The 15,459-nt window shown below is 61.3% G+C and carries 18 protein-coding genes; 12 read left to right on the top strand and 6 right to left on the bottom strand.

All coding sequences use genetic code 11. The features are described 5' to 3' along the window. Nucleotides 1–21: 21 nt before the first annotated feature. Complete coding sequence (locus tag ACRRSD_RS11900) at nucleotides 22–675, bottom strand: class I SAM-dependent methyltransferase (protein WP_435038174.1); 654 nt, start codon at nucleotides 673–675, stop codon at nucleotides 22–24. Continuing rightward, complete coding sequence (locus ACRRSD_RS11895) at nucleotides 672–1,136, bottom strand: YbaY family lipoprotein (RefSeq protein WP_435038173.1); 465 nt, start codon at nucleotides 1,134–1,136, stop codon at nucleotides 672–674. Before ACRRSD_RS11895 ends, ACRRSD_RS11900 begins: the two co-directional genes overlap by 4 nt. A 128-nt stretch (nucleotides 1,137–1,264) precedes the next feature. Between ACRRSD_RS11895 and nrdR the strand changes: the two genes are divergently transcribed. From nrdR to ACRRSD_RS11835, 12 genes are all read left to right on the top strand, one after another. After that, nucleotides 1,265–1,729, top strand: a complete 465-nt coding sequence (nrdR, locus tag ACRRSD_RS11890) for a transcriptional regulator NrdR (protein WP_007910946.1) — start codon at nucleotides 1,265–1,267, stop codon at nucleotides 1,727–1,729. Next, nucleotides 1,726–2,859 (top strand): bifunctional diaminohydroxyphosphoribosylaminopyrimidine deaminase/5-amino-6-(5-phosphoribosylamino)uracil reductase RibD, encoded by a 1,134-nt coding sequence (gene ribD, locus ACRRSD_RS11885; RefSeq protein WP_435038172.1) that lies wholly within the window; start codon nucleotides 1,726–1,728, stop codon nucleotides 2,857–2,859. The genes nrdR and ribD overlap by 4 nt, the downstream gene beginning before the upstream one ends. Nucleotides 2,860–2,906: 47 nt before the next feature. Then, nucleotides 2,907–3,572: a riboflavin synthase gene (locus ACRRSD_RS11880; RefSeq protein ID WP_127929943.1), complete on the top strand. Its 666-nt coding sequence runs from the start codon at nucleotides 2,907–2,909 to the stop codon at nucleotides 3,570–3,572. Nucleotides 3,573–3,588: 16 nt separating this feature from the next. Continuing rightward, a complete protein-coding gene (ribBA, locus tag ACRRSD_RS11875; RefSeq protein ID WP_034153727.1) occupies nucleotides 3,589–4,680 on the top strand; it encodes a bifunctional 3,4-dihydroxy-2-butanone-4-phosphate synthase/GTP cyclohydrolase II in 1,092 nt (363 codons plus the stop codon). A 91-nt stretch (nucleotides 4,681–4,771) separates the two neighbouring features. After that, a complete protein-coding gene (ribH, locus tag ACRRSD_RS11870) occupies nucleotides 4,772–5,248 on the top strand; it encodes a 6,7-dimethyl-8-ribityllumazine synthase (RefSeq protein WP_003228649.1) in 477 nt (158 codons plus the stop codon). Then, entirely contained in the window at nucleotides 5,245–5,745 is a 501-nt protein-coding gene (gene nusB / locus ACRRSD_RS11865; RefSeq protein WP_039761889.1) for a transcription antitermination factor NusB, read from the top strand. Before ribH ends, nusB begins: the two co-directional genes overlap by 4 nt. A gap of 26 nt (nucleotides 5,746–5,771) precedes the next feature. Then, nucleotides 5,772–6,737 (top strand): thiamine-phosphate kinase, encoded by a 966-nt coding sequence (gene thiL / locus ACRRSD_RS11860; protein WP_435038171.1) that lies wholly within the window; start codon nucleotides 5,772–5,774, stop codon nucleotides 6,735–6,737. Next, nucleotides 6,734–7,237, top strand: coding sequence for a phosphatidylglycerophosphatase A family protein (locus tag ACRRSD_RS11855; protein WP_007910933.1), 504 nt, complete (start codon nucleotides 6,734–6,736; stop codon nucleotides 7,235–7,237). Before thiL ends, ACRRSD_RS11855 begins: the two co-directional genes overlap by 4 nt. Nucleotides 7,238–7,274: 37 nt before the next feature. Then, entirely contained in the window at nucleotides 7,275–8,012 is a 738-nt protein-coding gene (locus tag ACRRSD_RS11850; protein WP_435038170.1) for a substrate-binding periplasmic protein, read from the top strand. A gap of 234 nt (nucleotides 8,013–8,246) precedes the next feature. Beyond that, entirely contained in the window at nucleotides 8,247–8,864 is a 618-nt protein-coding gene (gene ribA / locus ACRRSD_RS11845) for a GTP cyclohydrolase II (protein ID WP_016984117.1), read from the top strand. After that, nucleotides 8,861–9,280, top strand: a complete 420-nt coding sequence (locus ACRRSD_RS11840) for an MFS transporter (protein ID WP_095048811.1) — start codon at nucleotides 8,861–8,863, stop codon at nucleotides 9,278–9,280. The genes ribA and ACRRSD_RS11840 overlap by 4 nt, the downstream gene beginning before the upstream one ends. Then, nucleotides 9,280–10,080, top strand: coding sequence for a cobalamin-binding protein (locus tag ACRRSD_RS11835; protein ID WP_435038169.1), 801 nt, complete (start codon nucleotides 9,280–9,282; stop codon nucleotides 10,078–10,080). The genes ACRRSD_RS11840 and ACRRSD_RS11835 overlap by 1 nt, the downstream gene beginning before the upstream one ends. Nucleotides 10,081–10,217: 137 nt before the next feature. Here ACRRSD_RS11835 and ACRRSD_RS11830 read toward each other — a convergent pair whose 3' ends face one another. The 4 genes from ACRRSD_RS11830 to ACRRSD_RS11815 form a co-directional block, all read right to left on the bottom strand. Next, nucleotides 10,218–12,101 carry a TonB-dependent receptor domain-containing protein gene (locus tag ACRRSD_RS11830; protein WP_435038168.1) on the bottom strand — a complete coding sequence of 628 codons (1,884 nt, stop codon included), beginning with the start codon at nucleotides 12,099–12,101 and terminating at the stop codon, nucleotides 10,218–10,220. Between the two features lie 164 nt (nucleotides 12,102–12,265). After that, the gene (dxs, locus tag ACRRSD_RS11825; RefSeq protein ID WP_435038167.1) at nucleotides 12,266–14,164 is read right to left on the bottom strand and encodes a 1-deoxy-D-xylulose-5-phosphate synthase; all 1,899 of its coding nucleotides are present in this window, start codon (nucleotides 14,162–14,164) and stop codon (nucleotides 12,266–12,268) included. 91 nt (nucleotides 14,165–14,255) lie between these two features. Continuing rightward, nucleotides 14,256–15,143 carry a (2E,6E)-farnesyl diphosphate synthase gene (ispA, locus tag ACRRSD_RS11820; RefSeq protein ID WP_435038166.1) on the bottom strand — a complete coding sequence of 296 codons (888 nt, stop codon included), beginning with the start codon at nucleotides 15,141–15,143 and terminating at the stop codon, nucleotides 14,256–14,258. After that, a complete protein-coding gene (locus ACRRSD_RS11815; protein WP_003228627.1) occupies nucleotides 15,140–15,382 on the bottom strand; it encodes an exodeoxyribonuclease VII small subunit in 243 nt (80 codons plus the stop codon). Before ACRRSD_RS11815 ends, ispA begins: the two co-directional genes overlap by 4 nt. Between the last annotated feature and the right edge of the window lie 77 nt (nucleotides 15,383–15,459).

The following is a 15,459-nucleotide window of genomic DNA, read 5'->3' as shown; positions in this document are numbered from 1 at the left end:
GCCTGCTGGCGATGCTTTTAGCTAGCGCCGCGCATGGTACAGGCTGACATGTCTGAATTCTTCCGGCTCCGCCAGATCCGGCAAGGTCATCGCCTCAAGCATTTCAATCCGCTCATACAACGGATGGCGAAAATCGCGAACCCGCGAATCCGCCACCAGCGCCTCTCGCCCACGGCTCAAAAACGCATCGAGCAACGGCAGATTCGCCCGGTCATACAACACGTCCGCCACCAGAATCAGATCAAACCGATCGGCTTCGGCAAAGAAGTCCGTCGAGTAACTCATCTCTACGCCATTCAGCGTGGCATTCGCCCGGCACGCAGAAATCGCCAGTGGATCGAGATCGCACGCCACGACTTCAAGCGCCCCGGCTTTCACCGCCGCAATCCCGGCAATCCCGGAACCGGCGCCGAAATCCAGCACACGCTTACCGCGCACCCACTCCGGGAACTTCGCCAGATAACGCGCCACCGCCAGGCCACTGGCCCAGCAGAAACCCCAATACGGTGGCTCGTGCAGAATTCGCTGAATTTCTTCCTGGCTGAATTCGCGATCCATGTTGTCGCCATCGATCAGCCATAGCTGTAAATCAGTGTCCGGCAACGCATAGACCTTGAGTCTGGCGTCGCCGAGCAATTCACCCAACGCCCGTTGCAGGTCGAGCGGTGCATTCATGGTGCTTTGACAAATTGCAGTTGGCCCAGCGCCTGGGTGGTCGGCTGGCTGATGGTTTGCGACGGCAAATGCAGGATCAACTGACCGGACTGGCTGGCGCGACCACGCAGCTCAACCCGCACGCCGGCGGGGAAGGCGTCCGGGTTGAAGCGCAGGCGGAACGGCAGAATCTGGTTGTTGCCGATCAGGCTGGAACTGGCGAGCAATTGTTGCGGGCGATCCTTTTCATCGATCACCAGCAGCGCCAGTTCGACTTCGGCACCGGCCGGCACGCCTTGCAGGGTGCCGCTCAGTTCACGTTGATAGGCAGGCAGCGGGCCGAGGTCAGCAGCCTCCTTGGCTTTTTTCTGCGCCTGCTGCGGCGCAGGGCCCGGCGTTGGCGGCTGGGGCTTGGGTGCATCGCTGCCACAGGCCACCAGCAGGCTGAAAAGACTGAGCAAAACGAGCGGACGTAACGGCATTGGATGCTCCGGCAAAATGAAATCCATGGATCAAACGATCATGCCGTTCTGTATACCGCAAAGCCTATGGCTTGTCTTGCCACCGGGATGCGCTACCATGGCCCTCCCTTTTTTTGTTGCCAGCCACCATGCACTGTCCCTTCTGCGGTGCCAACGACACCAAGGTCATCGACTCGCGTCTGGTCGCCGAGGGCGAACAGGTGCGCCGCCGGCGTGAATGCCTGGCCTGCGGCGAACGTTTCACAACGTTCGAGACGGCCGAACTGGTGTTGCCGCGCCTGATCAAAACCGACGGCAGCCGCCAACCGTTCGACGAAGAAAAACTCCGCGCCGGCATGCAACGCGCGCTGGAGAAACGTCCGGTGAGCGTCGAGCGCCTCGAATCCTCTCTGGTTCACATCAAGCACAAGCTGCGCGCCACCGGCGAGCGCGAGGTCAAATCCCTCGTGGTCGGCGAACTGGTCATGGCCGAGTTGCAAAAGCTTGATGAAGTCGCCTACATCCGTTTCGCTTCGGTGTACAAGCGCTTCCAGGACCTCAACGAATTCCGCGAAGAAATCGACCGCCTCGCCCGCGAACCGGTGAAAGAATGACCAGCGCCGCCGAGCAGGCCATCCTCGACGCCCACTTCATGGCGCGCGCGCTGGAACTGGCGCGCAAGGGTCACTACACCACCCATCCCAATCCTCGGGTTGGCTGCGTGGTGGTGCGTGACGGGCAGATTGTCGGCGAAGGCTGGCATGAGCGCGCCGGCGAACCCCACGCCGAAGTCCATGCCCTGCGCGCCGCCGGTGAGCTTGCCCGGGGCGCCACTGCTTATGTGACCCTCGAACCCTGCAGTCACCATGGGCGTACGCCGCCGTGTGCTGATGCGCTGGTGAATGCTGGCGTAGGTCGCGTGGTCGCAGCGATGCGTGATCCGAATCCGCAAGTCGCCGGACGTGGTTTGCAGCGTCTGGCCGATGCCAGCATCGCCACTGAAAGTGGTGTGCTCGAAGCCGAGGCGCGCAAGCTCAACCAAGGTTTTCTGAAACGCATGGAACACGGCTTGCCGTTCGTGCGGGTCAAGTTGGCCATGAGCCTCGACGGTCGTACGGCGATGGAAAGCGGCGAGAGCCAATGGATCACCGGCCCGGCCGCACGTTCGGCCGTCCAGCGTTTGCGCGCTCAGGCCGCCGTCATACTAACTGGCGCCGACACCGTGCTGGCCGATGGCGCGCGCTTGACTGTTCGCGCTGACGAACTCGGTCTGGACAGCGAGCAAACGGCGCTGGCCATGAGTCGCCCGCCGCTGCGGGTATTGATCGACGGTCGCCTGCGGGTGCCGCTGGATGCGCCATTCTTCAAGGCCGGCCCAGCGTTGGTCGCCACCTGCGTCGCGATCGAAGAGCAATACGCTCACGGCCCCGAGTGCCTGATCGTGCCGGGTGATGACGGTCAGGTCGATCTGCATCAGTTGCTGATCGAACTTGCCAACCGTGGCACCAACGAAGTACTGGTCGAGGCTGGCCCGCGTCTGGCCGGGGCTCTTGCTCAGCTCGGTCTGGTCGACGAATTCGTGATCTTCATTGCCGGCAAGTTTCTAGGTTCCACGGCGCGTCCATTGCTGGACTGGCCGCTGGCCTATATGAAGGACGCTCCCGAGTTGAAAATCACTGAAATTCGCGCGGTGGGCGATGACTGGCGAGTCACTGCCATCCCTGTCCTTTCGCCGAGCGTATAATTCCCGGCCATCGTTATTACGCTGGCTCAGTTCTCAAGGAGAACCCCATGTTTACCGGCATCATCGAATCCATCGGCAGTATCCGCGCATTGACCCCAAAGGGCGGTGATGTGCGGGTCCACGTCGCCACCGGCAAGCTCGACCTGAGCGATGTCAAACTTGGCGACAGCATCGCGGTCAACGGCGTTTGCCTGACTGCCGTTGAGCTGCCGGGCGACGGCTTTGCCGCGGACGTCAGCCGTGAAACCCTCGACTGCACTGCCATGAATGACCTGAAAAGCGGCAGCCCGGTCAATCTGGAAAAGGCCCTGACCCCGACCACCCGCCTCGGCGGGCATCTGGTCAGCGGTCACGTCGACGGCGTCGGTGAAATCGTCTCGCGCAGCGACAATGCCCGCGCCGTGGAATTTCGCATCCGTGCACCGAAAGAACTGGCCAAGTACATCGCCCATAAAGGCTCGATCACCGTCGATGGCACCAGCCTCACCGTGAACGCCGTCGATGGCGCCGAGTTCATGCTGACGATCATCCCGCACACCCTGAGCGAAACCATCATGGCGTCGTACAAGCCAGGTCGTCGGGTGAATCTGGAAGTCGACTTGCTGGCGCGTTATCTGGAGCGTCTGCTTTTGGGCGACAAGGCCGCAGAGTCGGCATCCGGCGGCACGATCACCGAAAGCTTTCTGGCCGCCAACGGCTACCTCAAATCCTGACTGAAGGGGGTGCCTTGTGGCGCTCAATAGCATCGAAGAACTGGTTGAAGACATCCGCCAAGGCAAGATGGTCATCCTCATGGATGACGAAGACCGCGAGAACGAAGGCGACCTGATCATGGCCGCCGAATGCTGCCAGGCCGAACACATCAACTTCATGGCCAAACACGCCCGTGGCCTGATCTGCATGCCGATGAGCCGCGAGCGCTGCGAACTGTTGAAGCTGCCACTGATGGCGCCGCGTAACGGTTCCGGTTTCGGCACCAAGTTCACCGTCTCGATCGAAGCCGCCGAAGGCGTCACCACCGGCATTTCCGCTGCTGACCGTGCGCGCACCGTGCAAGCGGCGGCCGCCAAAGACGCCAAGGCTGAGGACATCGTCAGCCCGGGCCACATCTTCCCGCTGATGGCGCAGGCCGGCGGCACCCTCGCTCGCGCCGGCCACACCGAAGCCGCTTGCGACCTTGCGCGCATGGCCGGTTTCGAGCCAAGTGGCGTGATCTGCGAAGTGATGAACGACGACGGCACCATGTCCCGTCGCGCCGAACTGGAAGCGTTCGCTGCCGAGCACAACATCAAGATCGGCACCATTGCCGACCTGATTCACTACCGGATGATCCACGAACGTACCGTTCAGCGGATTGCCGAGCAGCCACTGGACAGCGAACTGGGCCAATTCAACCTGGTGACCTATCGTGATTCCGTGGAAGGCGACGTGCACATGGCCCTCACTTTGGGCACTGTTTGCGCTGAAGAGCCAACCCTGGTTCGCGTGCACAACATGGATCCGCTGCGCGACCTGTTGATGGTCAAGCAACCGGGCCGCTGGAGCCTGCGCGCCGCCATGGCTGCGGTTGCCGAGGCGGGCAGTGGTGTGGTGCTGTTGCTCGGTCATCCACTCGATGGCGACGTGCTGCTGGCACATATCCGCGAAACCGGTGATCAGGCCGCGCCGAAAAAACCGACCACCTACAGCATTGTCGGTGCCGGTTCGCAGATCCTGCGTGACCTCGGCGTACGCAAAATGCGCTTGATGTCTGCGCCAATGAAATTTAATGCGATATCCGGTTTCGATCTGGAAGTTGTAGAATACGTGCCCTCCGAATAATGACCGGTTGTTTCCGGACCCGAATTCGCGGCAAATAAATCACTGAGGGACGCGTAGCAGACGCGTCCCGGCTCTTTAAGAGAACTGACGAATGACCCTGAAGACCATCGAAGGTACCTTCATCGCCCCTAAAGGCCGCTACGCTTTGGTAGTGGGCCGTTTCAACAGCTTCGTCGTTGAAAGCCTGGTCAGCGGTGCAGTTGATGCCCTGGTTCGCCACGGCGTGAGCGAAAGCGACATCACCATCATCCGCGCACCTGGCGCCTTCGAAATCCCGCTGGTTGCGCAGAAAGTCGCCCAGAAAGGCGAGTTCGCAGCCATCATCGCCCTCGGCGCGGTCATTCGTGGCGGCACTCCGCACTTCGAATACGTGGCAGGCGAGTGCACCAAGGGTCTGGCCCAGGTGTCCATGGAGTTCGGCGTGCCGGTCGCTTTCGGCGTCCTGACCGTTGATTCCATCGAGCAAGCCATCGAACGTTCCGGCACCAAGGCCGGTAACAAAGGTGCCGAAGCTGCCCTGTCCGCACTGGAAATGGTCAGCCTGCTGGCACAGTTGGAGGCCAAGTGATTAGCGACGAAAGCGATCGTTTCAACCCGCGCGATCCGAAACCTGCGGATGCCGGCAAGCCCTCGAAAAGCGTCAAGCGTCGCGAAGCCCGTCAGCTCGCGACCCAGGCGCTGTACCAGTGGCACATGGCCAAGCAATCGCTGAACGAGATCGAAGCGCAGTTTCGCGTTGATAACGATTTCACCGATGTCGACGGTGCTTACTTCCGCGAAATCCTCCACGGGGTTCCGCAGTTCAAGACCGAAATCGACACCGCCCTGACGCCTTGCCTGGATCTGGCGATCGAAGAGCTGGACCCGGTTGAACTGGCCGTTCTGCGCCTGTCGACCTGGGAACTGCTCAAGCGCGTCGACGTGCCGTACCGCGTGGTGATCAACGAAGGTATCGAGCTGGCGAAAGTCTTCGGTTCGACCGACGGCCACAAGTTCGTCAACGGCGTGCTCGACAAGCTGGCCCCGCGCCTGCGTGAAGCTGAAGTGAAGGCGTTCAAGCGCTAATAGCGCTTGAACTCTTTGTCTCAGCCATGGGCGAGTTTGAGCTGATCCGCAATTTCTTCGCCGCCGCGCCTTGTGCGCAGGGCGGCGAAGGCGTTGCTCTGGGGATCGGCGATGACTGCGCCTTGCTCGCTGTCCCACCCGGGGAACAGTTGGCGATCTCCACCGATACGCTGGTGGCCGGTGTGCATTTCGCCGACCCCTGCGATCCGTTTCTGCTCGGTCAGCGCTCGCTGGCCGTTGCGGTCAGCGACCTGGCCGCCATGGGCGCCACGCCCGTTGCCTTTACCCTTGCCCTGACTGTGCCGACGGTGACTGCCGATTGGCTGCAAGCCTATGCCCACGGTTTGAACCGTATGGCGCAGAGCTGCGGCGTCGCGCTGGTGGGCGGCGATACCACGCGCGGGCCGTTGAGTCTGACGGTAACCGTGTTTGGTCGCGTACCTGCGGGTCAGGCATTGACCCGCAGCGGTGCGCAGCCGGGCGACTTGCTCTGTGTCGGTGGTGAGCTGGGCAATGCGGCCGGCGCCTTGCCTTTGGTGCTCGGTCAGCGTGAGGCCGAAGCACACATCGCCCAATCGCTGCTCGATCATTACTGGTCGCCGCAACCGCAACTCGCCCTCGGTCAGGCCCTGCGCAGTAAAGCCACTTCGGCGCTGGACATCTCCGATGGCCTGCTCGCCGACTGCGGCCATATCGCGTTGGCGTCAAAGGTGCGGCTTGAGATTGAACGCGAGCGCGTACCGTTGTCGGATGCTCTAGTGGCGTTCCTCGGTCAGCGCGGTGCTGAGCGCGCAGCGTTGAGCGGTGGCGATGATTACGTGCTGGCGTTCACGCTACCGTCCGTCGAGTTGCCGGCGCTGCTGGCCAATGGCTGGCCGATCCATGTGATCGGCTGCGTAGCTGAAGGGCAGGGCGTGGTCCTGCTGGACCGTGAAGGGCACGACATCACCCCGCAAATCCGGGGCTATCAACATTTTCAGGAGACACCGTGACAGATCACCCGAAACAGGTTCCGGCCGAATTCGTTCCGCCGTCGGTCTGGCGCAATCCCTGGCATTTCCTCGCGTTCGGCTTTGGTTCCGGCACCCTGCCGAAAGCCCCGGGCACGTGGGGTTCGTTGGTTGCACTACCCTTTATCCCGTTGTGGCAGATGCTGCCCGACTGGGGTTACTGGCTGATGCTCGGGATCACCATGCTGTTCGGCTTCTGGCTGTGCGGCAAAGTCGCCGACGATCTGCGGGTACACGACCACGAAGGTATCGTCTGGGACGAAATGGTCGGCATGTGGATTACCCTCTGGCTGGTACCGGAAGGCTGGTATTGGTTGCTCGCGGGTTTTCTGGTGTTCCGTTTCTTCGACATTCTCAAGCCATGGCCGATCCGCTGGATCGACCGGCACGTGCATGGCGGCGTCGGCATCATGCTCGACGACGTGCTGGCCGGCGTATTCGCCTGGCTGGCGATGCAGGGTCTGGTGTGGATTTTCGCCTGATTCCACGGGATATCAGGGTCAAGTGAGGGGACTAGGGATGGCTCGACGCTGGTTGGCGTTAGCGGTTTTGGCTTTGCTGAGTACCGTGGCCGGTGCGCAGGAAGCTGCGCCGACGCCTGCGGTCATCCATCTGGCCAGCGAAGACTGGGAAGACTACACCGCCGCCGACGGTCATGGCCTTGGCTGGGACGTGTTGCGCAAAGTGTTCGAGCCGGTCGGAGTGAAGCTGGATATCCGCAGCGTGCCATACACCCGTTCGGTCGGTCTGGTGCAGTTGAAGGAAGTCGACGCCCTGGTCGGTTCCTATCGCGACGAAGCCGAGCAGGTGTTGTATCCACACTGGAACTTCGATTCCGACCACATCTATGCGTTGGGCCTGGCGAGCAGTCCATCGCCCACCGAGGCGACGCTGGGCAAGTATCGACTGGCCTGGGTGCGCGGTTATCGTTACGAAAACTACCTGCCGAACATCAAGCGTTACAATCAGATTGAACGCCGTACCGGGATTCTGTCGATGCTCAAGCAGGGGCGGGCGGATTACTACATCGATGCGCTGACCGAGATTGAAGCGGTGGTGAAAACCGCAGATGATCCGGCGCTGTATCGCTATTCACATCTGATCGAGCTGCCGTTGTTCCTCGGCTTTGCCGACACTCCACAGGCACGGGCGCTGATGGCGCTGTTTGACCAGCGTATGGAGCAGTTGGTGAAGAGCGGCGAGTTGAAGCCGATCTTCGAGAAGTGGAAGCAGCCGTATCCGTTCACCTCGAATTGACCACGTACCCTTGTGGGAGCGAGCCTGCTCGCGAAAGCGATGGTTCAGTCAGCATTGGGGCGACTGACATGACGCCTTCGCGAGCAGGCTCGCTCCCACAAGGACCTACGCTAGTCAGTAGATATCAAACTTTTTGATCGTTATGCCCGATAATTCAGCCTAAGCGCCGGTAGGAACCTGCTGTTACAATGCCGGCCTGCGAATTTTCAGACTCTTTAGATCAGGAGCACACCGGTGCCTGTCGTCTTTGTCGCCGCTTCCAAGCTGCCAACACCTTTTGCGCAATTCACCATGCACGGTTTTCTCGATGAGGCCACCGGCCGCGAGCACGTCGTGCTGAGTCTGGGTGAAATTGCCGATGGTGCCCCGGTTCTCGGCCGTTTGCACTCCGAATGCCTGACCGGCGACGCCTTGTTCAGCCAGCGTTGCGACTGCGGCTCGCAGCTCGAAGGCGCGCTGAAAGCCATCGCTCGTGAAGGCCGTGGCGTGTTGCTTTACCTGCGCCAGGAAGGTCGCGGTATCGGTCTGCTGAACAAGATCCGTGCTTACGAACTGCAGGACGGCGGCGCCGACACCGTTGAAGCCAACGAGCGTCTGGGCTTTGCCGCTGACCAGCGCGACTACGCCATGTGCCTGCCGATGCTTGAGCATCTGGGCGTGAAATCCCTGCGCCTGATGACCAACAATCCGCGCAAGGTCAAGGCCTTGACCGACATGGGCATCACCGTCGCCGAGCGCGTGCCGTTGCACACCGGCCACAACCCGCACAACAAACTGTACCTGGCGACCAAAGCCAGCAAGCTCGACCACATGATGGGCAACGAGCATCAGGGCGAGGTTGATCGCGCGTGACGCGAGGTCAGGTGCGGCGCCGATTGTCGGTCGATTGGTGGAAATACCTCGCGCTGGCGCTGGTGCCGTTGTTCGTGCTCAACGCGTTGTTTGGTCAGGGCAAAGGGATTCTGCCAGTGCTGGCGATGCCCTTTTTTATTGCCGGCGTGGCGTCGATGTTTGTCAGCCTGAAGTTTTTCGGCCGCTACAAACATGCGCTGATCGCCACGCAAAAAGCCCTCGATACCCCGGATGAACCGGCCGCGTGGATTGCCCTCGCTGCGCGTCGTCGTGCGGCTTTTCTCGTGGCAGCCTTGCCGGCGTGGATCGGCGCACTGGCGGTGTTTGTCGGTCTTGAAGCTGTACCGTTGATGCTGCTGGCGTTGTCCACGGCGGTACTGTTTTATCTCTACCGTATCCCGCGTCAACTCGGCTGATGCGTCGTCTGTGGCTGGCGTTTCTGTTGCTGGCCGTCAGTGGCCCTGCGCTGGCGCAACTGCGGGTGGTCAGCCTCGCCCCGTCGCTTTCTGAAATTGTCGTTGAGCTGGATTCGGCGGACCTGCTGGTCGGCGTGCTGGATGCCGGGGAGCGGCCTGCCGCGATTGCGGACGTTGCTTCTGTGGGTCGTTATGGCCAGCTCGACATGGAACAACTGCTGAGCCTCCAGCCTGATTTGTTGTTGCTGTGGCCCGGCAGTGTCGGCCCGGCGCAGCGTGATCAGCTCAAGCGCCTGGGCATCCCGACTTTCGTCGCCGAACCGCATTCCTTCGAACAACTAACCACCCAGATCGAAGCCATTGCCGCGCAACTGGGCCGACCTGAGCGCGGAGTAAAACGGGCGGCGGCGTTGCGCCAACAACTCGCGGAGCTGCGCCAGCGCTATCGCCAGGAAGTGCCGTTGCGGGTGTTCTATCAGGTGTGGGACAAGCCGCTGTACACCGTCGGGGGCGGGCAGATCATCAGTGATGCGCTGGAAGTGTGTGGCGCGCGCAATGTGTTCGCTGATCTGAGTCTACCGGCGCCGCAGGTGAGTATTGAGGCGGTGTTGCAGCGTGATCCGGAGGTGATTCTGGCGAGTGATCAGGCGCAACTTGATGCGTGGAGGGCGTGGCCGCAGGTGGCAGCGGTGAAACAGGGGAAATTACTGCTGGTCACCGACAAAGGCCTCGAACGCCCAAGCGGCCAGATGATCAGCGCCACCGCCAAGCTCTGCCAATTGATCGCGCCGGACTACTGAAACTGTGGTGACTTCTTCGCGAGCAGGCTCGCTCCCACATTGGTTCTCTGGCGAGCACAAAATGTGTGGTTGTGCTCAATCTACTGTGGGAGCGAGCCTGCTCGCGAAGGGGCCAGTCAAATCACCGAAGATTCAAATCAAAGCTGGGGAGTCCAGGTGACGCCGAACATCCACACTCGACCTTCTTCGCGATAGCCATACTGGCTGCCGTCGTAGCTGTAATTCGCGCGGCTGTAACCCTTGTCCAAGAGGTTGTCGACCTTCAGATCCAGCTTGATCTCGCGGTTCAACGCCCAACTGCTGCGCAAGCCGAACAGCGCATAGCCGCCCAGCGCCTGCGTATTGTCCTTATCGTCATAACTGCTGCTGACTGCCTGCCAACTGGCACCGAGGCTGACTTGATCAAACTGTCGATCCAGATCCCAGCTCAACGTCCGCCGCGCACGCCGCGCCAACGTGTGGCCCGTGTCGCGATCACGCGGATCGATGATCGCCACTCCGAGGTTGCTCTGCCAACCGAACAGTTCCTGCTTCAGTGCAGCTTCAAAACCGTTGATTCGCGCGGAAGCCACGTTTTCCGGACGTGAATTGCTGCCGAAGATGATCGCGTCTTCCAGGTCAGTACGGTAAATCGACGCTTCCAGGCGACTGCTATCGGTCAACTGACTGCGCCATTGCAGCTCGTAGCTTTTCGAGGTTTCCGGTTTCAGATCCGGGTTACTGAAATCCGGGTAGTACAGGTCGTTGAAGGTCGGCGCGCGGAAGCCTTCGCTGTAGCTCAGCAACAGATCGTTGTCCGGGTTCAGCGGCAGGGTGAATGTGCCGCTCCAAGTGTTCTGGCTGCCGAATTGCTGGTTATCGTCATGGCGCAGACCCAGTTCCGTGGAGAAACTGTCGGCCTGATAACGATGCTGGATGAATGCGGCGCGGTTCCAGCGGCTGTCCTCATCGAATGCGGTGCTGCTGTTGACCCGGTCTTCGTACCAATCGCCGCCGAGAATCAGGCTGTTGCGCGCGTCCAGTGTCAGGTCGTTCTGCCAGTTCACCGAGTCGCGGTAGGTGTTGAACACCGTACGTTCGTCGCTGAGCTTGTCGAGGGTCTTCTCGCGGTTTTCGGTGTGGCCGAACTCGACGCGGGTTTTCCAGATATCGTTGACCCGGGCATCGACGTAACTGCTGACGCTGCTGACGTTGAAATCGCTGTAAGGCTGCTGCTGGTAGGACTGATCCGTCGCGAAGTCATATCTACCGAACGGACTGTCAAACTCGCTCTTGCCACGGCTATCCAGCAGATTGGCGCCGACTTCGATGTCATCGGTCAGCGCATGACTCAGGCTCAGGCTGACGGATTTGTTGCGGTAGGCATCGTGATCGCCATCGCTCGGGTACGACTCGTGAGTGCGGTCAATTCCGGCGGTTTCATCCAGGCTGGCGCCGAGATTGAAGCGGGTTTTGTCATCGCCGCCGGACAAGCCGAGGCTGCGCTGCCACGTTTGATTACTGCCGAAGCCGACGTGCATCCGAGGCTGCAAACCCTGCTCGGTGCCGCGTCGGGTGAAAATCTGAATCACCCCGCCAATCGCATCGCTGCCGTAAATCACTGAACGCGAACCGCGCAGCACTTCCACCCGCTCGATCTGCTCGATGTTCAGGTGTTGCAGATTGCTGTCGCCGGACGTCGAACTGCCGATGCGCTGGCCATCGACCAGCACCAGACTCTGCGCTGACTGCGTACCGCGAATGTAAATCCCCGGCAGACTGCCACGCCCGCCGGCCTGCGCCACTTGCACACCGGGGACGCGACGCAGCAGGTCCGGCACGTCGCTCGGTTGCAGGCGGTCGATGTCTTCACGGGTGAATACCGTATTGGCGGCGCTGCTGTCGTTGCGGGCTTCGACCTGGCGATTGGCTGAAATCAGCATGTCCGGCAGTTTCAGTGCCTGGTCCCGCTCGAAGGTGTCGGCGAGGGCGTTGGCGGTTGGCAGCAGGAGGAAGGGCAGGGCGAGGCGCGAGAGTTTCATCGGTGGTCCGTTGACGCTTGGGGCGGATTCAATTTGGCAGTGACACAAACCACTGTGGGAGCGAGCTTGCTCGCGAATACGGTGTGTCAGTCAAAAATGAGTCGACTGACAGTCCGCTTTCGCGAGCAAGCTCGCTCCCACAGGGTTTTGCACAAGTATTGCGTTTACTTGTTGAGCAATTCCAGACGCTCACGAATCGACGCTTCGATCCCCGCCTCATCCAGCCCGCACTCGGCCAGCATCTGCGCAGGCTTGGCGTGTTCGACGTAGATATCCGGCAAGCCCAGATGCAGCATCGACTTGAGAATATTCTTCCGTGCGAGGAACTCGCTGACCGCGCCACCGGCGCCGCCCATGATCGCGTTCTCTTCGAGGGTCACCAGCAACTCGTGGTTGTCGGCAATCTCGCGCACCAGCTCTTCGTCGAGCGGTTTGACGAAACGCATGTCGACCACGGTGGCATCCAGCTTCTCGGCAACTTTCAGCGCTTCGGTCAGTTGCACACCAAATACCAGCAGGGCGACTTTGCTGCCCTGACGACGGACGATGCCCTTGCCGATTTCGATCGGCTCGAGGTCTTTCTCAATGGTCGCATTCGGGCCGCTGCCGCGTGGATAACGCACTGCCGCCGGGCCGTTGTAGAGGTGGCCGGTGGTGAGCATCTTGCGCAGCTCGTTTTCATCGCTCGGGGTCATGATGACCATGCCCGGGATGCAGCGCAGGTACGACAGATCGAAGCTGCCAGCGTGGGTCGGGCCGTCTTCGCCGACCAGACCGGCACGATCGATGGCGAACAGTACGTCGAGGTTCTGCACCGCGACGTCATGTACCAACTGATCGTAACCGCGCTGCAAGAATGTCGAGTAGATCGCCACCACCGGTTTCGCGCCTTCGCAGGCCATACCGGCGGCGAACGTCACCGCATGTTGCTCGGCAATCGCCACGTCGAAGTAGCGCAGCGGGAAGCGTTCGCTGAACGCCACCAGATCCGAGCCTTCCTTCATCGCCGGGGTAATCCCGACCAGGCGCGGATCGGACGCGGCCATGTCGCACAGCCACTCGCCGAACACCGCCGAGTATTTCGGCCCGCTGGCCTTTTTCGGCGCGGCGGCCGGAGCGTCCAGTGGTTCGAGTTTGGTGATGGCGTGGTAACCGATCGGGTCGACTTCCGCCGGGGCGAAACCTTTGCCTTTCTTGGTGACGATGTGCAGGAACTGCGGGCCTTTCAGATCGCGCATGTTGCGCAATGTGGCGATCAGGGTTGGCAGGTCGTGGCCGTCGATCGGGCCGATGTAGTTCCAGCCCAGCTCTTCGAACAGGGTGCCGGGGACCAGCATGCCTTTGGCGTATTCTTCGGTGCGGCGGGCGATTTCCCAGGCGCCGGGGAGGCGCGACAGGACTTTCTTGCTGCCCTCACGCATGCTCGCGTAAGTGCGGCTGGAGAGGATTTTCGCCAGATAATTCGACAGACCACCGACATTGCGCGAGATCGACATATCGTTGTCGTTGAGGATCACCAGCATGTTGGCGTTCACTTCCGGCGCATGGTTCAGCGCCTCGAAGGCCATGCCGGCGGTCAACGCACCATCGCCGATCACCGCAATCGCCTTGCGATCACTGTCTTGCAGGCGGGCGGCAATGGCCATGCCCAGCGCTGCGCTGATCGAAGTGCTGGAGTGACCGACGCCAAAGGTGTCGTACTCGCTCTCGGAGCGGCGCGGGAAAGCTGCGATGCCGTCTTTCTGGCGCAGGGTGCCCATGCGCTCGCGGCGACCGGTAAGGATCTTGTGCGGATACGCCTGATGACCGACGTCCCACAGCAGACGGTCGTCCGGCGTGTCGAAGACGTAATGCAACGCAATGGTCAGCTCGATCACGCCCAGGCCGGCCCCGAAATGCCCACCGGTCTGACCGACCGTGTAGAGCAACTCCAGGCGCAACTCATCAGCCAGGGTTTCCAGCTCGGCTTCGCCTAACCGGCGCAGGCCGTCCGGCGTATTCGCGCGGTCGAGCAGGGGCGTGGTCGGGCGCTTGCGGGGAATCTCATGAAACGTCGTGGGCATCAGGCGAATCGTTATAGGTATAAAAGATGCCGCAGTTTACCTGATGCATCGCCCCCTGCCCACGCGTTGGTCTTTTTTGGCGGATACGCCGTCAGTTGCGCCGCTCGACGATATACCGGGCCAGCTCGCGCAAGGGCTCGGCCGCCGCGTCAAACGGTCGCAGGGCGTGCATGGCCTGATCGCGCAGTTCCAGCGCGTAAGCCTTGGCAGCGTCGAGACCGAGCAGCGCCGGGTAGGTCGGTTTGTCGCGGGCGATGTCGGCGCCCTGGCGTTTACCGAGGGTTTCGGTATCGCTTTCGACGTCGAGGATGTCGTCCTGCACCTGAAAGGCCAGGCCGATGGCCTGTGCATAAGTCTGCAGGGCACGGAGTTCATCCTGCTCGGCACGGCCGCTGGCCAGAGCACCGAGTTTGACGCTGACTTCGATCAGCGCGCCGGTCTTGTGCCGGTGCATCTGTTCAAGGGCTTTCTGATCGAGTTTGAGGCCGACCGAACCGAGGTCGATGGCTTGACCACCGACCATGCCTGCCGGACCTGCGGCGTTAGCCAGCGCGGTGACCATTTGCAGGCGGATGTCACTGCTGCAATCGCTCAGGCGCGGGTCGAGCAGGGCGCTGAACGCCAGACTCTGCAAACCGTCACCGGCGAGAATCGCGCAGGCTTCATCGAATTTTTTGTGAGTGGTTGGCTGGCCGCGACGCAGATCGTCGTCGTCCATCGCCGGCAAATCATCGTGAACCAGCGAATAAGCGTGGATCAGCTCAACCGCGCAAGCCGCGCCGTTGGCTTGCTCAGCCTTGCCACCCAGTGCTTCACACGCCGCATAGGCGAGCAGCGGACGCACACGTTTGCCGCCGTTCATCACGCTGTAGCGCATGGCTTCGTAGAGGCGCGCCAGTTCCGGCAGCGGCGGGTTGAACAGGGTTTCCAGCGCCGCGTTGACCCGGCCCTGGCTGGTCGCCGAATACGCTGCGATCATTCTGGCTGTTCCGCGTCGAAGGGTTCCTCGGCGAGTTCGCCATCGCGCTCCAGCAGCACTTGCACCTTCTGCTCGGCTTGCGCCAGCGCTGCCTGGCAGTCACGGGTCAGACCGATGCCCTGCTCGAAAGCGGTCAGCGAGTCTTCCAGCGACAATTCACCGTTCTCCAGACGCTCGACCAATGTTTGCAGGTCGGCGAGGGACTGTTCGAAATCCAGTGCAGCTTTTTTGCGGGCCATGGCGGCGATTTCCGGTTGACGTTAAACGGGCGCGACACTAGCAGATAGGGGGGGTATGGGCAAATGAGCAGGCCGGC

The organism is Pseudomonas neuropathica (genome assembly GCF_051174785.1).
Lineage (GTDB): Bacteria > Pseudomonadota > Gammaproteobacteria > Pseudomonadales > Pseudomonadaceae > Aquipseudomonas > Aquipseudomonas neuropathica_A.
The sequence above is the reverse complement of the archived record's forward strand: the minus strand, read 5'-3'. Positions and strand labels throughout refer to the sequence as shown.

What these genes read in the sequence shown, in the direction of transcription:
- ispA (WP_435038166.1), bottom strand. Translation starts at nt 15,143, where the DNA reads ATGATCGCAGCGTATTCGGCGACCAGCCAGGGCCGGGTCAACGCGGCG.
- ACRRSD_RS11880 (WP_127929943.1), top strand. Translation starts at nt 2,907, where the DNA reads ATGTTTACCGGCATCATCGAATCCATCGGCAGTATCCGCGCATTGACC.
- ACRRSD_RS11815 (WP_003228627.1), bottom strand. Translation starts at nt 15,382, where the DNA reads ATGGCCCGCAAAAAAGCTGCACTGGATTTCGAACAGTCCCTCGCCGAC.
- ACRRSD_RS11835 (WP_435038169.1), top strand. Translation starts at nt 9,280, where the DNA reads ATGCGTCGTCTGTGGCTGGCGTTTCTGTTGCTGGCCGTCAGTGGCCCT.
- ACRRSD_RS11850 (WP_435038170.1), top strand. Translation starts at nt 7,275, where the DNA reads ATGGCTCGACGCTGGTTGGCGTTAGCGGTTTTGGCTTTGCTGAGTACC.
- ribD (WP_435038172.1), top strand. Translation starts at nt 1,726, where the DNA reads ATGACCAGCGCCGCCGAGCAGGCCATCCTCGACGCCCACTTCATGGCG.
- thiL (WP_435038171.1), top strand. Translation starts at nt 5,772, where the DNA reads ATGGGCGAGTTTGAGCTGATCCGCAATTTCTTCGCCGCCGCGCCTTGT.
- nrdR (WP_007910946.1), top strand. Translation starts at nt 1,265, where the DNA reads ATGCACTGTCCCTTCTGCGGTGCCAACGACACCAAGGTCATCGACTCG.
- ACRRSD_RS11830 (WP_435038168.1), bottom strand. Translation starts at nt 12,101, where the DNA reads ATGAAACTCTCGCGCCTCGCCCTGCCCTTCCTCCTGCTGCCAACCGCC.
- ACRRSD_RS11900 (WP_435038174.1), bottom strand. Translation starts at nt 675, where the DNA reads ATGAATGCACCGCTCGACCTGCAACGGGCGTTGGGTGAATTGCTCGGC.
- ACRRSD_RS11895 (WP_435038173.1), bottom strand. Translation starts at nt 1,136, where the DNA reads ATGCCGTTACGTCCGCTCGTTTTGCTCAGTCTTTTCAGCCTGCTGGTG.
- dxs (WP_435038167.1), bottom strand. Translation starts at nt 14,164, where the DNA reads ATGCCCACGACGTTTCATGAGATTCCCCGCAAGCGCCCGACCACGCCC.
- ribH (WP_003228649.1), top strand. Translation starts at nt 4,772, where the DNA reads ATGACCCTGAAGACCATCGAAGGTACCTTCATCGCCCCTAAAGGCCGC.